Annotated in this window: 18 protein-coding genes; 3 read left to right on the forward strand and 15 right to left on the reverse strand. The window is 47.1% G+C overall.

Going from position 1 to position 19,877, the window contains the following annotated elements; genetic code table 11:
- Window positions 1-2: 2 nt before the first annotated feature.
- From ilvD to ilvG, 4 genes are read right to left on the reverse strand one after another with little or no spacing between them, the layout of a single operon-like run.
- Complete coding sequence (gene ilvD / locus BCV39_RS13785) at window positions 3-1,844, reverse strand: dihydroxy-acid dehydratase (RefSeq protein ID WP_048610861.1); 1,842 nt, start codon at window positions 1,842-1,844, stop codon at window positions 3-5.
- A 33-nt stretch (window positions 1,845-1,877) separates the two neighbouring features.
- A complete protein-coding gene (locus tag BCV39_RS13790) occupies window positions 1,878-2,846 on the reverse strand; it encodes a branched-chain amino acid transaminase (RefSeq protein ID WP_102432386.1) in 969 nt (322 codons plus the stop codon).
- Between the two features lie 12 nt (window positions 2,847-2,858).
- Entirely contained in the window at window positions 2,859-3,143 is a 285-nt protein-coding gene (gene ilvM, locus BCV39_RS13795; RefSeq protein ID WP_017055442.1) for an acetolactate synthase 2 small subunit, read from the reverse strand.
- A gap of 1 nt (window position 3,144) precedes the next feature.
- Window positions 3,145-4,791, reverse strand: a complete 1,647-nt coding sequence (gene ilvG, locus BCV39_RS13800; protein WP_102432385.1) for an acetolactate synthase 2 catalytic subunit — start codon at window positions 4,789-4,791, stop codon at window positions 3,145-3,147.
- 472 nt (window positions 4,792-5,263) lie between these two features.
- Here ilvG and BCV39_RS13805 point away from each other — a divergent pair, with 472 nt between their 5' ends.
- Window positions 5,264-6,787, forward strand: coding sequence for a YifB family Mg chelatase-like AAA ATPase (locus BCV39_RS13805; RefSeq protein WP_048657825.1), 1,524 nt, complete (start codon window positions 5,264-5,266; stop codon window positions 6,785-6,787).
- A 115-nt stretch (window positions 6,788-6,902) separates the two neighbouring features.
- Here BCV39_RS13805 and BCV39_RS13810 read toward each other — a convergent pair whose 3' ends face one another.
- The 6 genes from BCV39_RS13810 to BCV39_RS23180 form a co-directional block, all read right to left on the reverse strand.
- Complete coding sequence (locus BCV39_RS13810) at window positions 6,903-7,856, reverse strand: DUF2860 domain-containing protein (protein ID WP_102432384.1); 954 nt, start codon at window positions 7,854-7,856, stop codon at window positions 6,903-6,905.
- A gap of 137 nt (window positions 7,857-7,993) precedes the next feature.
- Complete coding sequence (locus tag BCV39_RS13815) at window positions 7,994-8,593, reverse strand: thiol:disulfide interchange protein DsbA/DsbL (RefSeq protein ID WP_048657827.1); 600 nt, start codon at window positions 8,591-8,593, stop codon at window positions 7,994-7,996.
- Between the two features lie 55 nt (window positions 8,594-8,648).
- Window positions 8,649-9,635, reverse strand: a complete 987-nt coding sequence (locus BCV39_RS13820) for a serine/threonine protein kinase (protein ID WP_102432383.1) — start codon at window positions 9,633-9,635, stop codon at window positions 8,649-8,651.
- Between the two features lie 74 nt (window positions 9,636-9,709).
- Entirely contained in the window at window positions 9,710-11,128 is a 1,419-nt protein-coding gene (gene ccoG, locus BCV39_RS13825) for a cytochrome c oxidase accessory protein CcoG (protein WP_048662691.1), read from the reverse strand.
- Window positions 11,129-11,453: 325 nt separating this feature from the next.
- Window positions 11,454-11,717 (reverse strand): YihD family protein, encoded by a 264-nt coding sequence (locus BCV39_RS13830; protein WP_009848104.1) that lies wholly within the window; start codon window positions 11,715-11,717, stop codon window positions 11,454-11,456.
- A 131-nt stretch (window positions 11,718-11,848) separates the two neighbouring features.
- Complete coding sequence (locus BCV39_RS23180; protein WP_004739323.1) at window positions 11,849-12,016, reverse strand: hypothetical protein; 168 nt, start codon at window positions 12,014-12,016, stop codon at window positions 11,849-11,851.
- A 283-nt stretch (window positions 12,017-12,299) separates the two neighbouring features.
- Here BCV39_RS23180 and BCV39_RS13835 point away from each other — a divergent pair, with 283 nt between their 5' ends.
- Both BCV39_RS13835 and BCV39_RS13840 read left to right on the forward strand, forming a co-directional pair.
- Window positions 12,300-13,091: a sporulation protein gene (locus BCV39_RS13835; RefSeq protein WP_048610874.1), complete on the forward strand. Its 792-nt coding sequence runs from the start codon at window positions 12,300-12,302 to the stop codon at window positions 13,089-13,091.
- 156 nt (window positions 13,092-13,247) lie between these two features.
- Complete coding sequence (locus BCV39_RS13840) at window positions 13,248-13,901, forward strand: hemolysin III family protein (RefSeq protein ID WP_048657830.1); 654 nt, start codon at window positions 13,248-13,250, stop codon at window positions 13,899-13,901.
- Here BCV39_RS13840 and BCV39_RS13845 read toward each other — a convergent pair.
- From BCV39_RS13845 to fmt, 5 genes are all read right to left on the reverse strand, one after another.
- The gene (locus tag BCV39_RS13845; protein ID WP_102432382.1) at window positions 13,898-14,473 is read right to left on the reverse strand and encodes a DUF3157 family protein; all 576 of its coding nucleotides are present in this window, start codon (window positions 14,471-14,473) and stop codon (window positions 13,898-13,900) included. The two genes, BCV39_RS13840 and BCV39_RS13845, sit on opposite strands and share 4 nt — an antisense overlap.
- A 26-nt stretch (window positions 14,474-14,499) precedes the next feature.
- The gene (locus BCV39_RS13850; protein WP_102432381.1) at window positions 14,500-15,945 is read right to left on the reverse strand and encodes a TrkH family potassium uptake protein; all 1,446 of its coding nucleotides are present in this window, start codon (window positions 15,943-15,945) and stop codon (window positions 14,500-14,502) included.
- Between the two features lie 96 nt (window positions 15,946-16,041).
- The gene (trkA, locus tag BCV39_RS13855; protein ID WP_004735766.1) at window positions 16,042-17,418 is read right to left on the reverse strand and encodes a Trk system potassium transporter TrkA; all 1,377 of its coding nucleotides are present in this window, start codon (window positions 17,416-17,418) and stop codon (window positions 16,042-16,044) included.
- A gap of 109 nt (window positions 17,419-17,527) precedes the next feature.
- Window positions 17,528-18,808, reverse strand: a complete 1,281-nt coding sequence (rsmB, locus tag BCV39_RS13860) for a 16S rRNA (cytosine(967)-C(5))-methyltransferase RsmB (RefSeq protein WP_017063007.1) — start codon at window positions 18,806-18,808, stop codon at window positions 17,528-17,530.
- A 92-nt stretch (window positions 18,809-18,900) separates the two neighbouring features.
- Window positions 18,901-19,848: a methionyl-tRNA formyltransferase gene (gene fmt, locus BCV39_RS13865; RefSeq protein ID WP_102432380.1), complete on the reverse strand. Its 948-nt coding sequence runs from the start codon at window positions 19,846-19,848 to the stop codon at window positions 18,901-18,903.
- Window positions 19,849-19,877: the final 29 nt, after the last annotated feature.

The raw sequence follows: 19,877 nt of genomic DNA on the forward strand, positions 1-19,877 counted from the left end.
AGTTAGCCCTCAAGCTTAGACTTATCACGCACGGCGCCTTTGTCGGCACTGGTTGCCATGCTTGCGTAAGCTTTCAGTGCGAATGAAACTTCACGCTGACGGTTTTCTGGTTTCCAGCCTAGTGCGTCTTGCTTAACACGACGCGCTTCTAGCTCAGCTTCAGGCACATCAAGTGTGATTGAGCGGCTAGGGATGTCGATAGTGATGATGTCGCCAGTATTCACTAGACCAATAACACCGCCACTTGCTGCTTCTGGAGAAGCGTGACCGATAGACAGACCCGAAGTACCACCAGAGAAACGTCCGTCCGTTAGAAGCGCACAAGACTTACCTAGACCCATAGATTTTAGGTAAGTAGTTGGGTAGAGCATTTCTTGCATGCCCGGACCACCTTTAGGACCTTCGTAACGAATAACAACCACTTCGCCGGCTTTTACTTTACCCGCTAAGATACCGTCTACTGCCGTGTCTTGGCTTTCAAATACGATTGCAGGACCTTGGAATTTCAGGTTCTCCTCATCAACACCCGCGGTCTTGACGATACAACCATCAACGGCGATGTTACCTGAAAGTACCGCTAGGCCACCTTCTTGGCTGAATGCGTTCTCTTTGGTACGAATACAACCATCGACACGGTCATCATCAAGGCGATCCCAACGACAATCTTGTGAGAAGGCTTTAGTCGTACGAATGCCCGCAGGGCCTGCACGGAAGAACTTAAGCACGGCTTCGTCTTCGGTCTGCATGATGTCGTATTGAGCTAGCTGCTCTTGCATGCTTAGGCCAAGTACAGTGCGTGTTTGGTTGTTTAACAGGCCAGCACGGTCTAGTTCACCTAGGATAGCCATTACGCCACCAGCACGGTGAACGTCTTCCATGTGGTATTTAGGTGTTGAAGGAGCAACCTTACATAGGTGTGGAACACGGCGAGACATCTCGTCGATATCACCCATATCAAAGTCAATCTCACCTTCTTGAGCCGCCGCTAAAAGGTGAAGAACTGTGTTACTTGAACCACCCATTGCGATATCTAGCGCCATTGCATTATCAAAGGCTGCGCGGTTAGCGATGTTGCGTGGCAGTGCTGATTCGTCATCTTGCTCGTAGTAGCGCTTAGTTAGGTCAACGATGCGCTTACCTGCATTGATGAATAGCTCTTCACGGTCAGCGTGAGTTGCTAGCATAGAGCCGTTACCTGGTTGAGATAGGCCAAGCGCTTCAGTTAGACAGTTCATTGAGTTAGCCGTGAACATACCTGAACATGAACCACATGTTGGACATGCAGAGCGCTCTACTTGCTCACTTTGCTCATCAGAAATGGTTGGATCGGCACCCTGAATCATCGCGTCAACAAGGTCTAGCTTGATGATTTGATCGGAAAGCTTGGTTTTACCTGCTTCCATAGGGCCGCCAGATACAAAGATCACTGGGATGTTTAGGCGCATTGCAGCCATCATCATTCCCGGAGTGATTTTGTCACAGTTAGAGATACACACCATTGCATCCGCACAGTGTGCATTGACCATGTACTCTACTGAATCCGCGATAAGCTCACGTGATGGCAGTGAGTACAGCATGCCGCCGTGGCCCATTGCGATACCATCATCCACTGCGATGGTGTTGAATTCTTTAGCGATACCACCCGCTTTCTCGATTTCACCCGCAACCAATTGACCCATGTCTTTAAGGTGAACGTGGCCTGGAACGAATTGAGTGAACGAGTTTACAACCGCGATGATTGGCTTCCCGAAGTCATCATCTTTAACGCCAGTTGCACGCCATAAAGCGCGCGCACCAGCCATGTTGCGTCCGTGGGTAGTCGTTGCTGAACGATAGATTGGCATTGCTTAAATCCTTATAAAATATTTGGCTGTTGCTTACTTAGTTGTTTGCGTTTGGTTTTCTGAAGCTTGGTTTACTGGGTACACATAGTCTAACCAGCCCCACTTATCTTCAGTGGTTCCATTGAAGAGACCAAAGTAAGCCGCTTGAACTTTTTCAGTGATAGGACCGCGTTTGCCTTCACCTACTGTAATTTTGTCTACACTGCGAACCGGAACGATTTCCGCTGCTGTGCCTGTCATGAAGACTTCGTCAGCAAGGTATAGTGCTTCACGAGCAATGTTCTCTTCACGGATCTCATAACCCATGTCTTTTGCTAGTGTCATGATCGAATCACGAGTGATACCCGGTAGAATTGCGCTGGTCGCTGGTGGCGTTGATAGCACGCCATTACGTACTACAAAAATGTTTTCGCCAGCACCTTCAGAAAGGTAGCCATCAACACTCAGAGCGATACCTTCATCGTAACCATGACGGCGAGCTTCGCCACCAACCAGTAGTGAAGATAGGTAGTTACCACCGGCTTTTGCTGCGGTTGGGATCGTGTTTGGAGCTGCACGGTTCCAACTAGAAATCATTGCATCAACGCCGTTTTCTAGCGCTTCTTCGCCTAGGTACGAACCCCAAGGGAAAGCAGCGATGATCAATTCCATCTCGGTATTTTCTGGCGGGCAGACACCTAAACCAACGTTACCTACGAAACCTAGAGGGCGGATGTACGCTGACTCTAGCTTATTTTGGCGTAGCGTTTCGCGAGTTGCTTCCATAATTTCTTCCTCAGTGTAAGGAATAGGGAAGCGGTAGATTTTTGCTGAGTCTTTTAGGCGCTTAGCATGCTCAGGGTGACGGAAGATAACCGGCCCCTTTGGTGTGTTGTAGCAACGAACACCTTCAAACACAGAAGTACCGTAGTGCATTGCGTGAGTCAGGACGTGAACGTTCGCCTCTGCCCAAGGAACCATCTCACCGTTAAACCAAATATAGTCTGCTGTTTTAGCTGTCATGTTTGCGGTTCCCTATGCGTTTATCTTTTGTTGTAAGTTGTTGTTTGGCAGTTCATTACGGCTGATAGAGATAACGTCAACGGTACGCACATCCCACAGCTTTTCGATTTGATTGACCAAGAAAGAGATCGGACGGTCACTGTCTACGATGATCTCAACACTCGCCACTTTGCTTTCGTGGTTTTGAGTGCCCGCAACTTGCTTAACAATGAAGCCACGGTGGCGGATAACACGAAGAACACGCTCTAGTAGTACAGGCTTATCATCGGCTTTGATGTCTAATAGGTATCTTTTCATGTTATGTGTTCTCCAACATCTCACTGTTTGAAGCACCTGGCGGTACTAGTGGCCATACGTTTTCTTCTTCATCGATAAGAACATGAAGTAGGTAAGCGGTTTTGCTCTCTAGCATCTCTTTCAATGCTGGTTCTACTTCTTCTTTACGAGTGATGGTTTTGCCCGGGATGTCGAACGCTTTCGCGAGCATCACGAAATCAGGGTTGTCATCCAAGATAGTTTCACTGTGGCGGCCATCAAAGAACAGCGATTGCCATTGGCGAACCATGCCCAAGCGAGAGTTATTAAGCAGTACCATCTTCACTGGGACCTGACGACGCTTTAAGGTGCCAAGCTCTTGAATGTTCATCATGAACGAACCGTCACCAGAGATAAGTATAGATTGGTCATCAGGACGTCCAACCGATGCACCCATTGCAGCTGGTAAGCCAAAGCCCATGGTGCCTAAACCGGCAGAGGTGATGAAGTTTTGTGGATCGCGAGGCTGAATGTGCTGAGCTGCCCACATTTGGTGTTGGCCGACATCGGTCGAAACCATAGAACTTGCTGGCATCATATCTGATAGTTGCTTCAACAACAGTGGGGCAAAGATCAGATCGCCAGGGTGGTCGTAACGCCATTTGAATGAGCTACGAAGCCCTTCTGAGTGGTGAACCCAAGAGGAGATGTCTTGGCTTAGCTCTAGTTGAGGCATGATCTTGTTGATGTCACCGCGAATTGGCGCATTGGCAAGACGCAGTTTGCTGAACTCTGCTGCATCGATATCGATATGGATAACCTTCGCGTGTGGCGCAAAGGTATCGAGTTTGCCTGTTACTCGGTCATCAAAACGGGCACCGACAACAATCAGTAGGTCACTCTCTTGAACTACAAGGTTAGCGGCTTTGGTGCCGTGCATACCCAGCATGCCAAGGTAGTGTGGGTCATCACGTTCGATAGTTCCCAAGCCTTTTAGTGTGCTTACGGCTGGCATTGGGTTAAGGCGTAAAAACTCACGAACCGCATCGGTTGCTTTAGCAAGTTGAACACCACCACCTACGTATAAAACAGGACGGGTTGCTTGAGATAAGAAGTACTGCGCCTGTTCAATGGCATCAGTTGTTGAAACAGGAATTGCGGGTGGAGTAAATTCAGGAAGAGAGTTAACTGGAGCTTCTGCCAGTTGAACATCTTTAGCGATATCGACGATAACCGGGCCAGGACGACCAGACTTCGCAACCACAAACGCTTCAGCGAGGGTTGGAGCAAGATCTTCAATATCAGTCACTAGGTAGCTGTGTTTAGTACATGACAGAGACATACCAATCACATCCATTTCTTGGAATGCATCGGTACCAATGTGGGAACTTGCAACCTGACCTGTGATTGCAACCATTGGGATAGAGTCCATAAAGGCATCAGCAAGGCCAGTGACTAGGTTGGTTGCACCTGGGCCAGACGTTGCCATACAAACAGCGACATCTTGTGTTGCTCGAGCCATGCCGATCGCGGCCATAGCAGCGCCTTGCTCATGGCGACATAGGATATGTTCAACCCCGCCGTCATAGAGTGCATCGTAGATTGGCATGATGGCACCACCTGGGTAACCAAATACGGTCTCAATTCCTTGTTGCTTGAGTGCGGATACGACTAGTTCTGCGCCTTTCATCGGAATTCTCCCGTATTACCTTTATTTTGGTAACTGTTTCCTTTGTCTCTGCACATCTTGTGCTCCCATTCTTCCTGTAAATCGGCAAAGCCGAAAATGCTCAAAAATATAAAAATCGAATGTTTAAATTAGAAAAAACCCCCGGACTTGTCAGTGCGGGGGTTTTTTCTAATTCGTGGTTACTTTCTTCCCACTCGCCCCCGCGCAGTCTTAATAATGACTACGATAATCAGGTTAATCAGTGCGTAAATGCGAGCGTTAAAAATCATAATATTCGAGTTTTCTCGTTTATTGTCTTCAGTAAATGTCTACATCTCTAGTGTTATCACACAAATCTGCCGCATGACAAGGAAAATGTCATTCTTTTTTCACATTAAAACACCATTCCACCAAGCTATATAACAACCTTATAGCTTTGGTGAGCAACGAATATCCAGAGTGAATACTTTTAAATCAAAGACAAAGGAAAGTTATGGGACTCGCGATAATTCATAGTCGAGCTAGTGTGGGTGTAGAGGCGCCAGAAGTGACCGTTGAGGTGCATATAAGCAACGGAATGCCTGGCTTTACGCTGGTGGGGCTACCTGAAACAACGGTCAAGGAATCTAAAGATCGAGTGAGAAGCGCGATCATCAATTCCCGCTTTGAGTTTCCATCCAAAAGAATCACGGTCAACCTCGCCCCTGCCGATTTACCCAAGGAAGGAGGTCGTTTCGACCTGCCAATCGCGCTTGGGATTTTAGTGGCATCGGATCAGCTACCGACATCAAAAATAGCTCAGCATGAATTCATCGGTGAGTTGGCGTTGTCAGGAGAGCTACGTTCAGTAAAGGGTGTGTTGCCAGCGACGTTAGCCGCCGATAGCGTCGAACGATGCTTAGTTGTCCCACATCATAACGGTGATCAGGCAGCGTTGGTGGGCAAGGGAGCCCATAAATCAGCGCAAACCTTGTTGGAGGTTTGCGCTGACATGTGTGGACAGGCTCAGCTTGGCCTATATCGAACGGAGCATCATCAGGCTGATGTTTCAGTGCTTCGCGACCTTCAAGATATTATCGGTCAACAACAAGGCAAGCGAGCTCTGGAGATAGCAGCCGCTGGCAACCATAACTTACTGTTCCTTGGCCCTCCGGGAACCGGAAAAACCATGCTCGCCTCTCGGTTACGCGATTTGTTACCGGAGATGAGTGATGACGAGGCGATGGAAACCGCATCGGTGGCCTCGCTAACGCAGCAAGAGATCAATCAATACAATTGGAAGCAGAGGCCATTTCGTTCACCTCACCATTCGAGTTCGATGGCTGCATTAGTGGGAGGTGGGTCAGTCCCTCGCCCCGGTGAGATCTCTCTGGCGCATAATGGATTACTGTTTCTAGATGAGATGCCGGAGTTTGAACGCAAGGTGCTCGATTCACTGCGCGAGCCGCTAGAGTCGGGCGAGATTATTATTTCACGCGCGGCAGGTAAGACTCGTTTCCCTGCTCGCTTTCAGTTGGTCGGCGCCTTGAATCCAAGCCCGACTGGTTATTACGAAGGCAATCAAGCACGCGCTAATCCGCAGATCATTTTGCGTTATCTTAATCGATTGTCTGGGCCATTGCTTGATCGCTTTGATATGTCGTTAGAGATCCCACTACTGCCTAAAGGGATGTTGGCTGAAGGTGGCGATCGTGGTGAAACCACCCAAGTCGTAAAACAAAGGGTCAAACAGGCTCGTCAAACCATGCTATCTAGAAACCATAAATCGAATGCACTGCTCGGTAGTCGAGAAATAGAGAAGTATTGCCCATTGCGACGTGAAGATGCGGAGTTTCTCGAGACTGCACTGCATCGATTGGGTCTGTCGATTCGTGCTTATCATCGAATCATTAAGGTAGCACGAACCATTGCCGACCTTGACGGTAACGAGCAGATCGAAAAGAAACACCTATCAGAAGCGTTGGGCTATCGAGCTATGGATAGATTATTGAAGCAACTCACGGCACAAGCTGTGTAGTCATGCTAATGGTAGTAAACAACTGGCCATTTATTTACTGTGATTGGTATACAAACAAAAAAGCCTGCTTCAGTGAGCAGGCTTTGGTTTGATAATTTATTGGCGCTGGCTGGAGTTAGAATTTGTAGTTCAAGCCAACTGAAACGATGTATTGAGACTCGTCGTAGAAGGTGATATTGGAATCGCTAGTGCCGTAACCCGCAAGAGATACGAACGACCAGTTTTCCCAATCCATGAATTGATCATATTCATAGGCGGCGAATAGATTGATGTTGTCGTCGCTGCGTTTCTTTTGGAAAGTGATGCTGCTTGCATCATAAGAGCGTTGGTTGTAACCCGCCGTTAGTGCGTATTGGTGACGTCCCATACCACCAAATAAGCTGACCTCACCACCGAACTGCTCGAACGATGCTGCATCGCCGTCCGCATCACTTGATTGATAAATCAAAGACGGTACCAGCATCATAGTACGGCTAATCGGCTGGCGATATTGACCTTTCAGGTAGAAGGTATCGGCGTCGCGTTTTAGTGCTTCTTCAACGCGATCTTCTTCCACATCTTTGGTGGCGTAGGCCATGTCTAGCGAGAAAGCTGACCCCACAATGTTGCTTAGCTTCAAACGAAACGCATTGCCAGTTTCATCGGTCTTCGTGCGAGCTGATGTGGTGTTGTACGGATCAGCCCAAGTTTCACCCGACATAATGGTTGGCAGCAGTGAAGCGTCGATCACCATGCCAGACTCAAGCTGGTATTTGTAACCAACCTCTAGCACTACAGTACCTGTCGCTACGTCATCACGAGCGGTACCTGTGTAAACCTGGTGGTTCAGCTTTTCACCAAAGGTGTAAGCAATGCTGCCGAGAGGTGCAACTAAAAACGAGCTCTCAGACGAAGCTTTTTGATTGGTTGAGGCGATCTTACTGTCAGCGTCGGTATTAAAATTTGAGGTCGAAGAAGTGACACCGGTGTTGATAGATATTTCACCACTGAAACCTGGCTCATCAGCAAGCTTGGCAAACGCGGGCGCAGTAGCAACGCTCAATGCCAGGAGAGTTATTTTTATGTTCATTTAAGGGCTCCTTGCCCACCGATTCTTAGGACGGGTTATTAATATCAGTAAAGTACTACGTTTTTTGGCTGATTATTTATCAATGATGATTTTTGAACTAGTAAAAAAGGAAGCCGAAGCTTCCTTTCATCAATGGCTTACTTCTTCAATAAGAAGTTAACGAGCTCGAAGTACTCATCAAGAGAGCTGATACCTTGAGCTTCTACTAGGTAGCGGTTATTCACTATGACTGCTGGTACGCCAGAAAGGCCGCTGTCTTTGAATGCTTTGTCGAAGCGACGAACCATAGAATCTACAGCAAAGCCGTTGTATGCCGCATCGAATTTCTTAGCATCAACGCCTTCATCTAGGAAGATTTGACGCAATTCGGCTTCATCACGTGGTGGCTTGTTCATGGTGTGGATGCGGTTAAACATCACTGGTACCATTTTGTCTTCAACTTTCAGTGCAATCATGGTCGCGTAAGCTTTGCTCATTGGCAGACCCATGTTGCCACCCATGAATGAAACATGGTTCTTCTGTAACTTAGCGTCTTTAGGTAGCTGCTGTTTTAGCTGCTGGATGATTGGCTCAAAGCTATTACAGTGTGGGCAGTAAAAAGAGAAGAACTCTGTCACCATTGGTTTTTTTGATGCTTCTAGATCGAGAACTTTGTAGTGTTCACCTTCGTTAAATTTCGCAGCGTGAGCTGAAAGGCTCAACATGATCAATGAGAAAAATGCGAATAGCTTTTTCATTTATCCAATCTCCATTATGTTTGAATTTTTATCTAGTTGTATGTTGCGATTGCTGTTACCACTGAGGCATTAACGAAAGTGGTGGCTCTTGCAGGGTAGCAATTTGCTCTTTACAAGCAAGTACTTGTTGCTCCCAATATTTCGGATCATTAAACCACGGGAAGGCTAATGGAAACGCTGGATCGTGCCATCGCTTCGCTAACCATGCCATGTAATGCACCATACGTAGACCGCGTAGTGGTTCGATTAGTTTCAGTTGCGAGGTATTAAAATCGCAAAACTCTTGATAACTCTCTAGCAGAATATCGAGTTGCATCAGTTTATCTTGGCGTTCACCGTTGAGTAGCATCCACAGATCTTGTATCGCAGGGCCATTACGTGCGTCATCAAGATCGACGAACATTGGTCCATCGCGCCACAAGATGTTGCCTGGGTGGCAATCACCATGCAGGCGGATGTTGTCAATGTTGCTCGGCCACTGACTCTCTAGCTCTTTTATCAGAAGGTCTACGTCATTGAAGAACGCTTTTTCTAGGTGTGTCGGGATAAACTGAGAGTTCTCTAGAATCTTACGTGGCTGATAAAGGTATTCATCTAAGCTGATGGTCGGGCGATGTTGGAATGTTCTTCCCGCGCTGGCTTTATGAATACGACCCAGAAAACGTCCAACGCCTTCCAGTTGATCTAGATTGTCGACTTCATACTGTCTGCCGCCAACGCTTTCGAACAATGCAAACAGGTAGCCTTGATATTCATGCAAGGTTTCACCGTTGACTCGCATTGGTGGAGCGACAGGCATCTCTTGTTCAATCAGTTCTAACGCGAAGTCGTGCTCTTCTTGGAGCTGGGCTTTGTTCCAGCGCTGCGGACGATAAAACTTAACGACGTAGCGTTTACGGTCTTCATCGGTGAATTGATAGACCCGATTTTCGTAACTGTTGAGAGCGAGAAGCCCGGATTCAGCACGAACTCCAATACTCTCCAGTGCGTACCACATGAAGTCAGGAGTCAGGTTATCAAAATTAAAGGCTTGCATCGTCATAGAATAAAAAAGGCTCATTACTGAGCCTTTTTCCATTTATTGGGTTGTTATACCAAGCGCTAAGGAGGCTGGTATCAGAGCTTCTTGATAAAGCGGCTTTCGACTTCCATCGTAAACTCTTCATTATCCGAGAGTATAAACTGAATTGTCGAAACTGGTGAGCTCAGTTTTTCTGGGTCGGCGCCTAAACTGATAGGTAGGTTCAAAACCTCGCCTGGATCGACAGTAATCGTCTGTTTGCCGTACCAGATAGAATCGGGCAGTCCGCTAACATCGAGCTTGTACTCTTGCTCTTGTTGAGTCTTGTTGATCACTTTCAAGGTGTAGGTGTTTTCAACCAACCCTTGGTTATTGACTCTGAACAACTGGTTTCGGTCACGCAGAACGCTTAGGCCGGCAGGATCAACGCTCGCGATTTGGGCGAAGAACAAGCCCAGCATCACGATCAAGATGGCGCCATAGCCCAACAGTTTAGGACGCATTACCTTGGTCGAGTGACCTTCAAGTCTGTGCTCGGTGGTGTAGTTGATCAGGCCTTTCTCGTAGCCCATACGCTCCATGGTGTTGTCACAGGCATCAATACACGCGCCGCAGTTAATACACTCATATTGCAGGCCGTCACGGATATCGATACCCGTTGGGCACACTTGAACACATAGATTACAGTCAATACAGTCGCCTAGACCAAGCTCTTTTGGATCGGCTTTACGAGAGCGAGGGCCACGGCTTTCACCGCGTTCTGAATCGTAGCCCACGATGAAGGTGTCTTTGTCGAACATTGCCGATTGGAAACGCGCGTAAGGACACATGTGCAGACAAACAATCGAGCGCATCCAACCAGCATTGGCATAAGTACACCCAGCAAAGAACAGTACCCAAAACACCGGCCAGAAAGACGAGTTAAAGGTAAAGAAGCCAACCACTAACTCTTTAATTGGGATGAAGTAACCAACAAAGGTTAAGCCCGTCGCAATGGCAATCGCCCACCACGCAATGTGTTTGAGGGTTTTTCTGAGGATTAAATTGCTCGTTAGTTTGCCCGAGTCTTGTTTTCTTCGTTTATTGGCAGCACCTTCTAGTTTCTCTTCGAACCAAATGTACATGAAGGTCCAGACGGTTTGCGGGCATAAATAGCCACACCAGACACGGCCTAAGAAGGTGGTTATGAAGAATAAGCCAAACGCGGCAATCATAAATAGGATCGCGAGTAGGGTCAGATCTTGCGGGTATAAGGTGGTGCCAAAGAAGTTGAACTGTTGGTTGCCGATATCGAGCAAGATCGCTTGGCGTTCACCAAATGGAATCCATGGGATAAGCGCAAAAAGTAAAAGTAAGAACCAACCGCCATAACGACGCAGTTGTTGGAATTTACCTTTGCTTTCTCGAACATAGATTCGGTTACTTGGGTTAAATCGATCTCCATTACCTTTATGTGTTTTCGGGTTAAAGGTTTTAGGAGTCACATCTTTGATATCGATTTTATCCTGACTCATGAACTATCCTTTTTGTGGCTTGTTTGCCCGGTTAAATCGGGCATGACGACATTACTTGAAAGTATGGTTTAGAGAACCTGTTGAAATTGAGCTTGGTGCATTTGTTGTTATCGCACTCACTCTTATTATTTTAGAAGATTCTTATGGATGGCGATTATAGCGACAATCTTGTTCTCATTTCTTTAACGCTATCAACCTTTAACAACAAAAGTCATAACAGTTGTGACGAAAAAATAGCGAACAGAAACAAAAAAGCGACCTGGCGGTCGCTTTTTAAATTGAGTGTTTTATCTATACGGCAATTGAGTTCTAAACAAATGGGCGACTAAAGAAGGCCACGTGCTTTTAGAATTGCGGTTTTGAAATCATCTTCTTGGTCTTTTTTCAGGCCTGGGATCATTTCATCTTTTTCGCTGTTGCGCATTTTTAGGTGGTAGATAAGAACATCGTCAGTCAGTTCTTCAAGCTTGCCTTGGTAGCCCGCTTCTTTTGATAGCTTAATGATGAACTCTAATAGGTTAAGCTCTTGATCTTTCTGCCACTCAGGCTCCATCAGTTCAAGCAGTTCTTCAATGCGGTGACACTTCATACTTTATTTCTCCACAAATTTTATAATGATTTGTGGCTAAGGTATCAAATCGGGTAGGGAATACCAATGTGTAAACACATTTCAAGATGGAAGCGGGCAAGAAAAAAGCGCAGTAAAAACTGCGCTTTTTGTTAAGCGGCTTTAATCACTTTTGTTGTAGTCGGTGCTAATAAAGCAGTCTTCTCAACTAGAGTCATTGTAGGAGCCAATTTCTTAGCCGTTGGAGCAGCAACAAAGCCACTACGACGACGCATCGCACTACGGTTGGTGTGCGAGAACCTGACAGCTGTTGGGCGCATTAATTTACCTAACGGTCAGGCATATCCATTGCCAATCTAATGGCCTGATTTACCATGAGCTCCACTTCAATTGCTTGAAGCGTTACTCGTCTGGCTTTCGCCAATCCGAAGAATAAATCAGGATAATGATATGTATGCATATCAAGGCTTAGATTATCACTATCTAAGTTATCGATCGACGCCTGAGTGATAATTAAACGATATTAGAGCTAAAATAGTGTGAGCAGTATATTTGAGTTTGAACCTCTTTCAGGCTTAAGATGATGCTTTAAAGGAGGTGCATATGTCGTTCTTAAAGAAAACGTTAGCAAGTTTTGGAATTGGATCTGCCAAGGTGGATTCTGTATTGCAACAGGAAGTGCTTTATCCAGGTAAGAAGGCGAGCATTATTGTGCATGTCTATGGTGGCGCTCAGCCACAAGAGATCGACAATATCGATCTCAACTTGTGCTGTCGTTACGTTAAAGAAGTTACCATGAACTCGCAAAGGCAAGAAGGTGGTCAAACACGTCGAATGCACCAGACATACTCGTTGGCCAAATGGAGCCTGCCGTATGCCTTTGTTATTCAGCCGGGTGAAACCCGTGATTTTGAATGTGAGTTTGATGTCCCGCTGAACACACCGGTCACGATTGGTGATTCAAAGGTGTGGCTAGAAACCGGGTTGGATATTGCGATGGCAATTGATCCATCGGATAAAGACATCTTAACGGTTCGTCCTGATGCACTCCTCGATGGTATTTTTAACGAACTTGAAGCTCAAGGGCTGCGCATTCGCCAAGTGGAGTGTGAAGCGGTAGAAGGCTTTGAACTGCCATTTGTACAAGAGTTTGAGTTTGTGCCGACTACGGGTCCTTATCATGGCCGCTGGCGTGAGCTTGAAGTTGTTGCCCATCGTGACGAAACTGAGCTTAAGCTTTGGTTTGAGATAGATCGCAATCGCGACGGTGCCAAAGGCATGTTGGCGAGTTTATTGGGAGTGGGCCAGCTACAGCGTCAATTGAGTGTGCCACTCGATACCTCTCCAGAAGAAGCCGGCAAGATGGTACTTGAGTATCTAGATAGCGCCTCTTAATTCGCTTTTTGGTTCTTTAGCTTTAGAGAGCCTAGCCTTATCACACTGTTTAGGCGTCATTGATGTCATAAAAGCTGTCATAAAAATTTAAGCTTACACGTGTAAGCTTAATGTGCAATACTAGGTCAATTGAACATTTACTCTAGTAGGATACTCATGTCTGCATCATCAGCTAGCGAATACAGCGACATCGAAGAACGCGCTAATGCGATAACCCACGGCTTGGGCGTCGTGCTTGGCGTTATTGGTTTGATCTTGCTACTGATTCGCGCGTTTGATTACCAAGCCGACATGTTGACGGTTGCCAGTATGACAATCTATGGCAGCAGCATTATCCTGCTCTTTCTTGCTTCCACGCTTTATCACTCGATCACCACAGAAAAAACTAAGCGTTTACTAAAAACCCTCGATCACTGTGCGATTTATTTACTGATCGCAGGTAGCTACACGCCGTTTTTATTGGTTGGCTTAAGAACCCCATTGGCGATGGGCTTGATGGCGGTTATTTGGGGAATTGCGCTGGTCGGTATCATCATGAAGATTGCCTTCGTTTACCGATTCAAGCGCTTATCGCTGTTCATTTACTTAGCGATGGGCTGGCTATCTTTGATTGTTGTTTATCAATTAGCGATGAACATCGATATAGGTGGTTTGGTGTTGTTAGCGGTTGGCGGGGTGATCTATTCGCTGGGTGTGATTTTCTATGTTGCAAAACGCATCCCTTACAACCATGCAATCTGGCACTTGTTTGTATTGGCGGGTTGCGCTTGCCATTTCTTCGCTATCTATCTGTACGTGACTCCGGTTTAGCGAGCCAGTACTTCAGTAATCTCAGCTTTAATCTGATATTCAGGGTGTTGTTCTAGGTCGATCTTGATTAGCTTGCCTTCTTCACCTGTTTTTGGTCGCAAGTATGTGTCAGCCATACGTTTGATTGATTTCCATACAGCAATTTCTTCTTCTGCCAACAACGTACCTTCTGCAGTAAATACGCTGATGTTAAGTGATACTAAAATGACAGCTTGAGTGCCTTGGTTGGTGATGGCTGTCGGAATGATAAGTTCACCACCTTCATAGCGACTTGCACCCAATACAACATCCACTCCTGATTGAGACAGCTGTAAGCTTGGCTTTTTACTATTCACTACAATCGTAGTGCCACGCGTGTTCGTCGTAACTGGGACAGCGACTACGGGTACTGCTGCGACAGGCTCGGCGATCTCTGAAGTTGTCGCTACTTCTTCCGCTTGTTTCTGTGCCACGTACTGCCACGTAAAGTCGTCTTTCAGCAGTACTTGTTTTCCATCTTGTAGAGTCACCATTTGGTCGGCGAAGGCTGAACTGCTCAGCAGTGCGCTTGCGATAAGTAGGTATGATTTCATCTCTTTTTCCTTAAATATTCGTGCAATTAGCGTCGCCAGAAGGCTGGGAAGAATAGAACGATCAGCGTCAGTATCTCGAGTCTTCCCATCAACATACCAAGGCTTAATAACCACTTTGCAGCGTCTGGCAGCGGCGCAAAATTCCCGGTTGGACCGATCACACTGCCCATGCCAGGACCAACGTTGGCAACGGCTGTGATAGCGCCAGATATACTGGTCACAGGATCAAGTCCCATCGCACTCAAGCCACCTGCAATTAAGATAATCGTAATAAAGAACATCAAACCAAATGCGACTAGTGAGCGCACAATGTCGTCATTCACTGGGCGTTGGTTATAGCGCTGAACAAAGACACCAGATGGGTGGATCAGCTTCATCATTTGTTTATGAAGCATGGTCATCGCGATCTGGAAGCGGAAGATTTTGATACCGCCAGAGGTTGACCCCGAGCACGCGCCCGCCATCATTAAAAACGCGAACAAGGTAGTCGGTAGTGCGCCCCACGCGGTGAAGTCTTCTAAGCCAAAACCGGTTGTGGTGACGACTGACACTATGTTGAACATCGAAACACGCATTGCATCCATGATGGTGTAGTCATCCCTAACCACCAGCCATGTCGATATTACGGCACTGGTGACCAAGAATAGATACGTGAAACCTCTCACTTGAGCGTCTTTGTAGAGGATTGAGAGTTTTCTACCACGCAGTGCGCCAACAAACAGTAAGAACGGCAAACCACCTAGGAACATGAACAGGGTTCCCACCCAGTGAGCACTGTTAGAGAAGTGGTTCATTGAGCTATCTGATGTTGAGTAACCACCCGTCGACAGTGTTGTGAAGGCGTGATTGATCGCATCAAAGATGCCCATGCCTGCAAACAGATAGCTAATGATGCATAAGCCAGTCAGGACCAGATAAACCGCCACGATGTTCTTCGCGACCGTTTTCGCTCGTGGGCTGCTTTTATCTGACCAATCGGAGGACTCGGTTTGGAATAGGCGCATGCCACCGACGTTAAGCATTGGCAGAACCGCTACCGCCATAACGATGAAGCCGATGCCGCCTAACCATTGCAGTATAGAGCGCCACAACAGAATGCTTGGTGCCATGCTGTCTAAGCCGCTCAATACAGTTGAGCCAGTCGTGGTGATACCAGACATGGTTTCAAAATAGGCGTCGGTGAAGCTGATGTGGTTGATGAAGACAAACGGCAGTGCAGCAAAGGCACTGGCAATCGTCCATACCAGAGAGGTGATCAGGAACATGTCCCGTACCCCAAGTCGGAACTTAGCTGAACGGCCTAAACTCAAGCAGATGAACGCCACTATGTGCGTGATCACTACCGACTGACCAAACTCGAGGAAGCCACCGGTGCCTGTAAAAAAGGCAACCAATGTAGGGATGTACATGAAAAGGGCGAGTTTTGATAACACTAACCCTATCACTAATAATATCGGACGAAAGTTGACCATAGCTTAATAGACCATAGCTTTAATTGATTACAGCTTTGTGCCGAAGCGTCGTTCTCACAAGAAGAAGGTTGTGAGAACAAGCTTACGAGAACAAGGCTATAAGAAGAACGGGCTCGGTTGGAATAGAGACTCAACATCAGGTACGTATTTCTTGTCCACTAGGAACATAACTACGTGGTCATCTTGTTCGATAACGGTTCTATCGTGCGCGATAAGCACCTCTTCTCCGCGAACAATCGCACCAATAGTGGTACCCGGTGGTAGTTTGATGTCGCCAATAGCTCGGCCAACCACTTTAGATGTGGTTTCGTCACCGTGAGCAATCGCTTCGATCGCTTCAGCAGCGCCGCGACGCAGAGATGATACGTTTACAATATCAGCACGACGAACGTGAGTGAGTAGCGCAGAAATGGTCGCTTGTTGTGGAGAGATAGCAATATCAATCACACCACCCTGAACAAGGTCGACGTAAGCACCACGCTGAATCAGTACCATTACCTTCTTGGCACCCATTCGCTTAGCCAGCATCGCTGACATGATGTTGGTTTCATCTTCATTGGTTAGGGCAATGAACACGTCCACTTGATCGATGTTCTCTTCGGTCAGCAGCTCTTGGTCTGCGGCATCACCACAGAAGACGATGGTGTTTTCTAATTCTTCAGACAACTTCTCGGCACGAGTGTAACTGCGCTCGATAAGTTTGATGCTGTAGCTCTGTTCAAGGCGTTTAGCCAAGCTTGCACCAATGTTACCACCACCGACAATCATGATGCGGCGGTACGGTTTCTCTAGGCGTTGCAGCTCACTCATCACTGAGCGGATATGGTTACTTGCCGCTACAAAGAACACTTCATCATCGGCTTCAATAATGGTGGTGCCTTGTGGGCGAATAGGGCGACCTTGACGGAAGATAGCCGCAACACGCGTATCGATGTGCGGCATGTGCTCACGCAAAGCAGATAGGGCGTTACCGACCAGTGGACCACCGTAGTAGGCTTTTACTGCTACTAGGCTAACTTTCTGTTCAGCAAAGCTCACAACCTGCAATGCACCTGGATATTGAATCAGGCGTTCGATGTAGCTGGTCACTAGCTCTTCGGGTGCGATCAGGTGGTCTACTGGGATAGCACCTGATTTGAATAGTGCTTCTTTTTCTTCTAGGTATTGAGGAGAACGAATACGAGCAATTCGGTTTGGCGTATTGAAAAGAGAGAAAGCAACCTGACACGCAGCCATATTGGTTTCGTCCATATTGGTTACGGCAACCAACATGTCGGCATCTTGCGCACCTGCTTCACGTAGTGTGTTTGGGTGGCTGGCATAACCGTTTACAACCCTAAGGTCGTACTTATCCTGAAGTTCACGAAGTCGGTCAGCATTACGGTCGACAATGGTGATGTCGTTGTTTTCACCAACTAGGTTTTCAGCAAGGGTACCGCCAACTTGTCCAGCACCTAGGATAATGATCTTCATAGCCTTTCTCTTATTTTTGCCGTGGTAATTCTAGTGCGTGCATTTTGCTTCGATAATGCACTAGAAAGAAACAGCGGCTAAGAAATAAATTCTTAGCCGCTGTTAGTTGTTATGCCTGTTTTACTAGAACTGCGTAGTAGAAGCCATCCATATCTTCTTCCCCAGGCAGTATTTGACGACCCGGATTTTCGATATCAGACCCAACCAGCGTTGCGTTCTCTGTACGTGCTAGGAATGCTTTCACTTGCAGCACGTTTTCTTGCGGCGTGATAGAACATGTCGCATAAACCATGGTGCCGCCTTCTTTCAGCTGACGCCACATAGCATCCATAATCTCGCTTTGCAGTTCAGCCAGCGCGTCAATGTCAGATGCACGACGTAGCCACTTGATGTCAGGGTGACGGCGAATTACGCCAGTCGCTGAACAAGGTGCATCAAGCAGAATACGGTCGAACTTATCACCCATCCACCACTCTTCAGGGTAGCGAGCATCGCCACAAATTACGTCGGCACGCAGTTGCAGACGCTCAAGGTTATCGTAAACACGGTCTAGACGTTTGATGTCGCAGTCAATCGCAACCACTTCAGTATCGTTGGTATGCTCAAGAATGTGTGCCGTTTTACCACCTGGCGCAGCACAGCAATCTAGGATCAGCTCACCATCTTTTGGTGTTAGGTAATCAACCGAAAGCTGAGCAGCAGCGTCTTGCACAGATACCCAACCTCTGTCGAAGCCAGGAAGCAAAGTAACATCACAAGGTGCAGCTAATTTTATGGCATCGGCTGCTTCAGGGTGCAATGTGTATTCAATGTTTTCGTTTTTAAGCAGCTCAACATACTCGTCACGAGTGTGGTGTTGGCGGTTAACGCGCAGCCACATTGGTGCCTTGCTGTTGTTTGCTTCAACCAGTTGCTCCCATTGATCTGGGTAGCTCTCTTGAAGCATTTTTAGAATCCAGCTTGGGTGGCCGTATTTGCCTGCATTGTGGCTAACGGCTTTCTCGTCTAGTTCTTCTTGGTCACGTAGGTAGCTACGTAGTACAGCGTTGATCAAACCACTCAGGCTTGGGCCACGCAGTGTTTTAGTACCCTCAACCGTTTCAGCAACCGCGGCATGCGAAGGGATACGCATGAAGCTTAGTTGGTAAATGCCCACCAAGATTAGGTGGTGGAATACACGCTTTTTACCTTTAAGCGGGTTTTCCATTAGTTCGTTAGCGATTGACTCTAAACGAGGCAGGTAACGAAGTGCGCCGTAGCAAATCTCTTGCAGTAGAGCATGGTCTCGCGGACGGATCGTTTTTTGAGCCGCAGGGAGAGCGTGTGAAAGAGAGTGGCCTTTATCGACAACTTGGAATAGGACATTTGCAGCAGCAGCGCGAACATTCATGAGGGGTACCGAATATTTATTTGAATACATGAGGGCATCTCTGCCCTCGTAAAGGTTTTCTAAGCTGCGTAATTAACAGCTTTAAAAGCGGATTAAGAAAGTTGAGTACCAACTTCAAACCAGCTTGCACGTGAGTTCAAGATATCCTGAACTGACATGGCTTTTTTACCTGGAACTTGCAGTTGTTCGAGAACAAGTACGCCTTGCCCTGTCGCTACATAGATACCAGTTTTATCGGCTTGCAGAATGGTACCTGCAGGCTTATCAGAAGCTTGCTCTGCCACACGGCTTTGCCATACTTTAATGCTGTTCTCAGCAGCTTCAAAGTGGCTCATTGGCCATGGGTTGAAGGCACGAACGCAGCGCTCAATATGCGCAGCGTCATCACTCCAGTTGATACGCGCTTCTTCTTTGCTTAGCTTCTTGGCGTAGTTAGCAAGCTCGTCGTCTTGCTTTTCAGCCACCGCTTTACCAGAAGCGATGTCAGATAAACACTCAACAAGCGCATCAGGGCCAAGGCCTGCTAGCTTTTCGTACATAGAAGCGCTGGTATCTGTCGCTTCAATTGGTAGCGTTGCGATACTTAGCATATCACCAGTATCTAGGCCGATATCCATCTGCATGATCGTTACGCCGGTCTCTTTATCACCCGCCCAAATAGAGCGTTGAATCGGAGCAGCACCACGCCAGCGCGGTAGGATAGAGCCATGTACGTTGATACAACCTAAGCGAGGCGTATCTAATACAACCTGCGGAAGCAATAAGCCGTAAGCGACAACCACCATGATGTCAGCATTCAAATCCGCTAGCTCTTGCTTAGCCTCATCTGACTTGAAGTTTTCTGGTTGGTAAACCGGAATATTGTTTTCAAGTGCGATGTTTTTTACTGGACTCGCAGTCAGTTTTTTACCGCGGCCTGCTGGGCGATCTGGCTGTGTGTAAACAGCAATAACTTCATGCTCCGAAGACAACAACGCCGCCAAGTGACGGGCGGCGAAATCCGGAGTACCTGCGAAGACAATTCTTAAAGACTGACTCAAGGTAGGCTTCCTTCTAATTTAGTAATAGC

Source organism: Vibrio sp. 10N.286.55.E10, assembly GCF_002872555.1.
GTDB lineage: Bacteria > Pseudomonadota > Gammaproteobacteria > Enterobacterales > Vibrionaceae > Vibrio > Vibrio crassostreae.

Coding starts and splice junctions, on each gene's coding strand:
- trkA (WP_004735766.1), bottom strand. CDS start 17,418: ATGAAGATCATTATCCTAGGTGCTGGACAAGTTGGCGGTACCCTTGCT.
- ilvM (WP_017055442.1), bottom strand. CDS start 3,143: ATGAAAAGATACCTATTAGACATCAAAGCCGATGATAAGCCTGTACTA.
- BCV39_RS13845 (WP_102432382.1), bottom strand. CDS start 14,473: ATGAAATCATACCTACTTATCGCAAGCGCACTGCTGAGCAGTTCAGCC.
- BCV39_RS13830 (WP_009848104.1), bottom strand. CDS start 11,717: ATGAAGTGTCACCGCATTGAAGAACTGCTTGAACTGATGGAGCCTGAG.
- ccoG (WP_048662691.1), bottom strand. CDS start 11,128: ATGAGTCAGGATAAAATCGATATCAAAGATGTGACTCCTAAAACCTTT.
- BCV39_RS13835 (WP_048610874.1), top strand. CDS start 12,300: ATGTCGTTCTTAAAGAAAACGTTAGCAAGTTTTGGAATTGGATCTGCC.
- rsmB (WP_017063007.1), bottom strand. CDS start 18,808: ATGAATGTTCGCGCTGCTGCTGCAAATGTCCTATTCCAAGTTGTCGAT.
- BCV39_RS13805 (WP_048657825.1), top strand. CDS start 5,264: ATGGGACTCGCGATAATTCATAGTCGAGCTAGTGTGGGTGTAGAGGCG.
- BCV39_RS13810 (WP_102432384.1), bottom strand. CDS start 7,856: ATGAACATAAAAATAACTCTCCTGGCATTGAGCGTTGCTACTGCGCCC.
- BCV39_RS23180 (WP_004739323.1), bottom strand. CDS start 12,016: ATGCGCCCAACAGCTGTCAGGTTCTCGCACACCAACCGTAGTGCGATG.
- BCV39_RS13840 (WP_048657830.1), top strand. CDS start 13,248: ATGTCTGCATCATCAGCTAGCGAATACAGCGACATCGAAGAACGCGCT.
- BCV39_RS13790 (WP_102432386.1), bottom strand. CDS start 2,846: ATGACAGCTAAAACAGCAGACTATATTTGGTTTAACGGTGAGATGGTT.
- ilvD (WP_048610861.1), bottom strand. CDS start 1,844: ATGCCAATCTATCGTTCAGCAACGACTACCCACGGACGCAACATGGCT.
- BCV39_RS13850 (WP_102432381.1), bottom strand. CDS start 15,945: ATGGTCAACTTTCGTCCGATATTATTAGTGATAGGGTTAGTGTTATCA.
- ilvG (WP_102432385.1), bottom strand. CDS start 4,791: ATGAAAGGCGCAGAACTAGTCGTATCCGCACTCAAGCAACAAGGAATT.
- BCV39_RS13815 (WP_048657827.1), bottom strand. CDS start 8,593: ATGAAAAAGCTATTCGCATTTTTCTCATTGATCATGTTGAGCCTTTCA.
- BCV39_RS13820 (WP_102432383.1), bottom strand. CDS start 9,635: ATGACGATGCAAGCCTTTAATTTTGATAACCTGACTCCTGACTTCATG.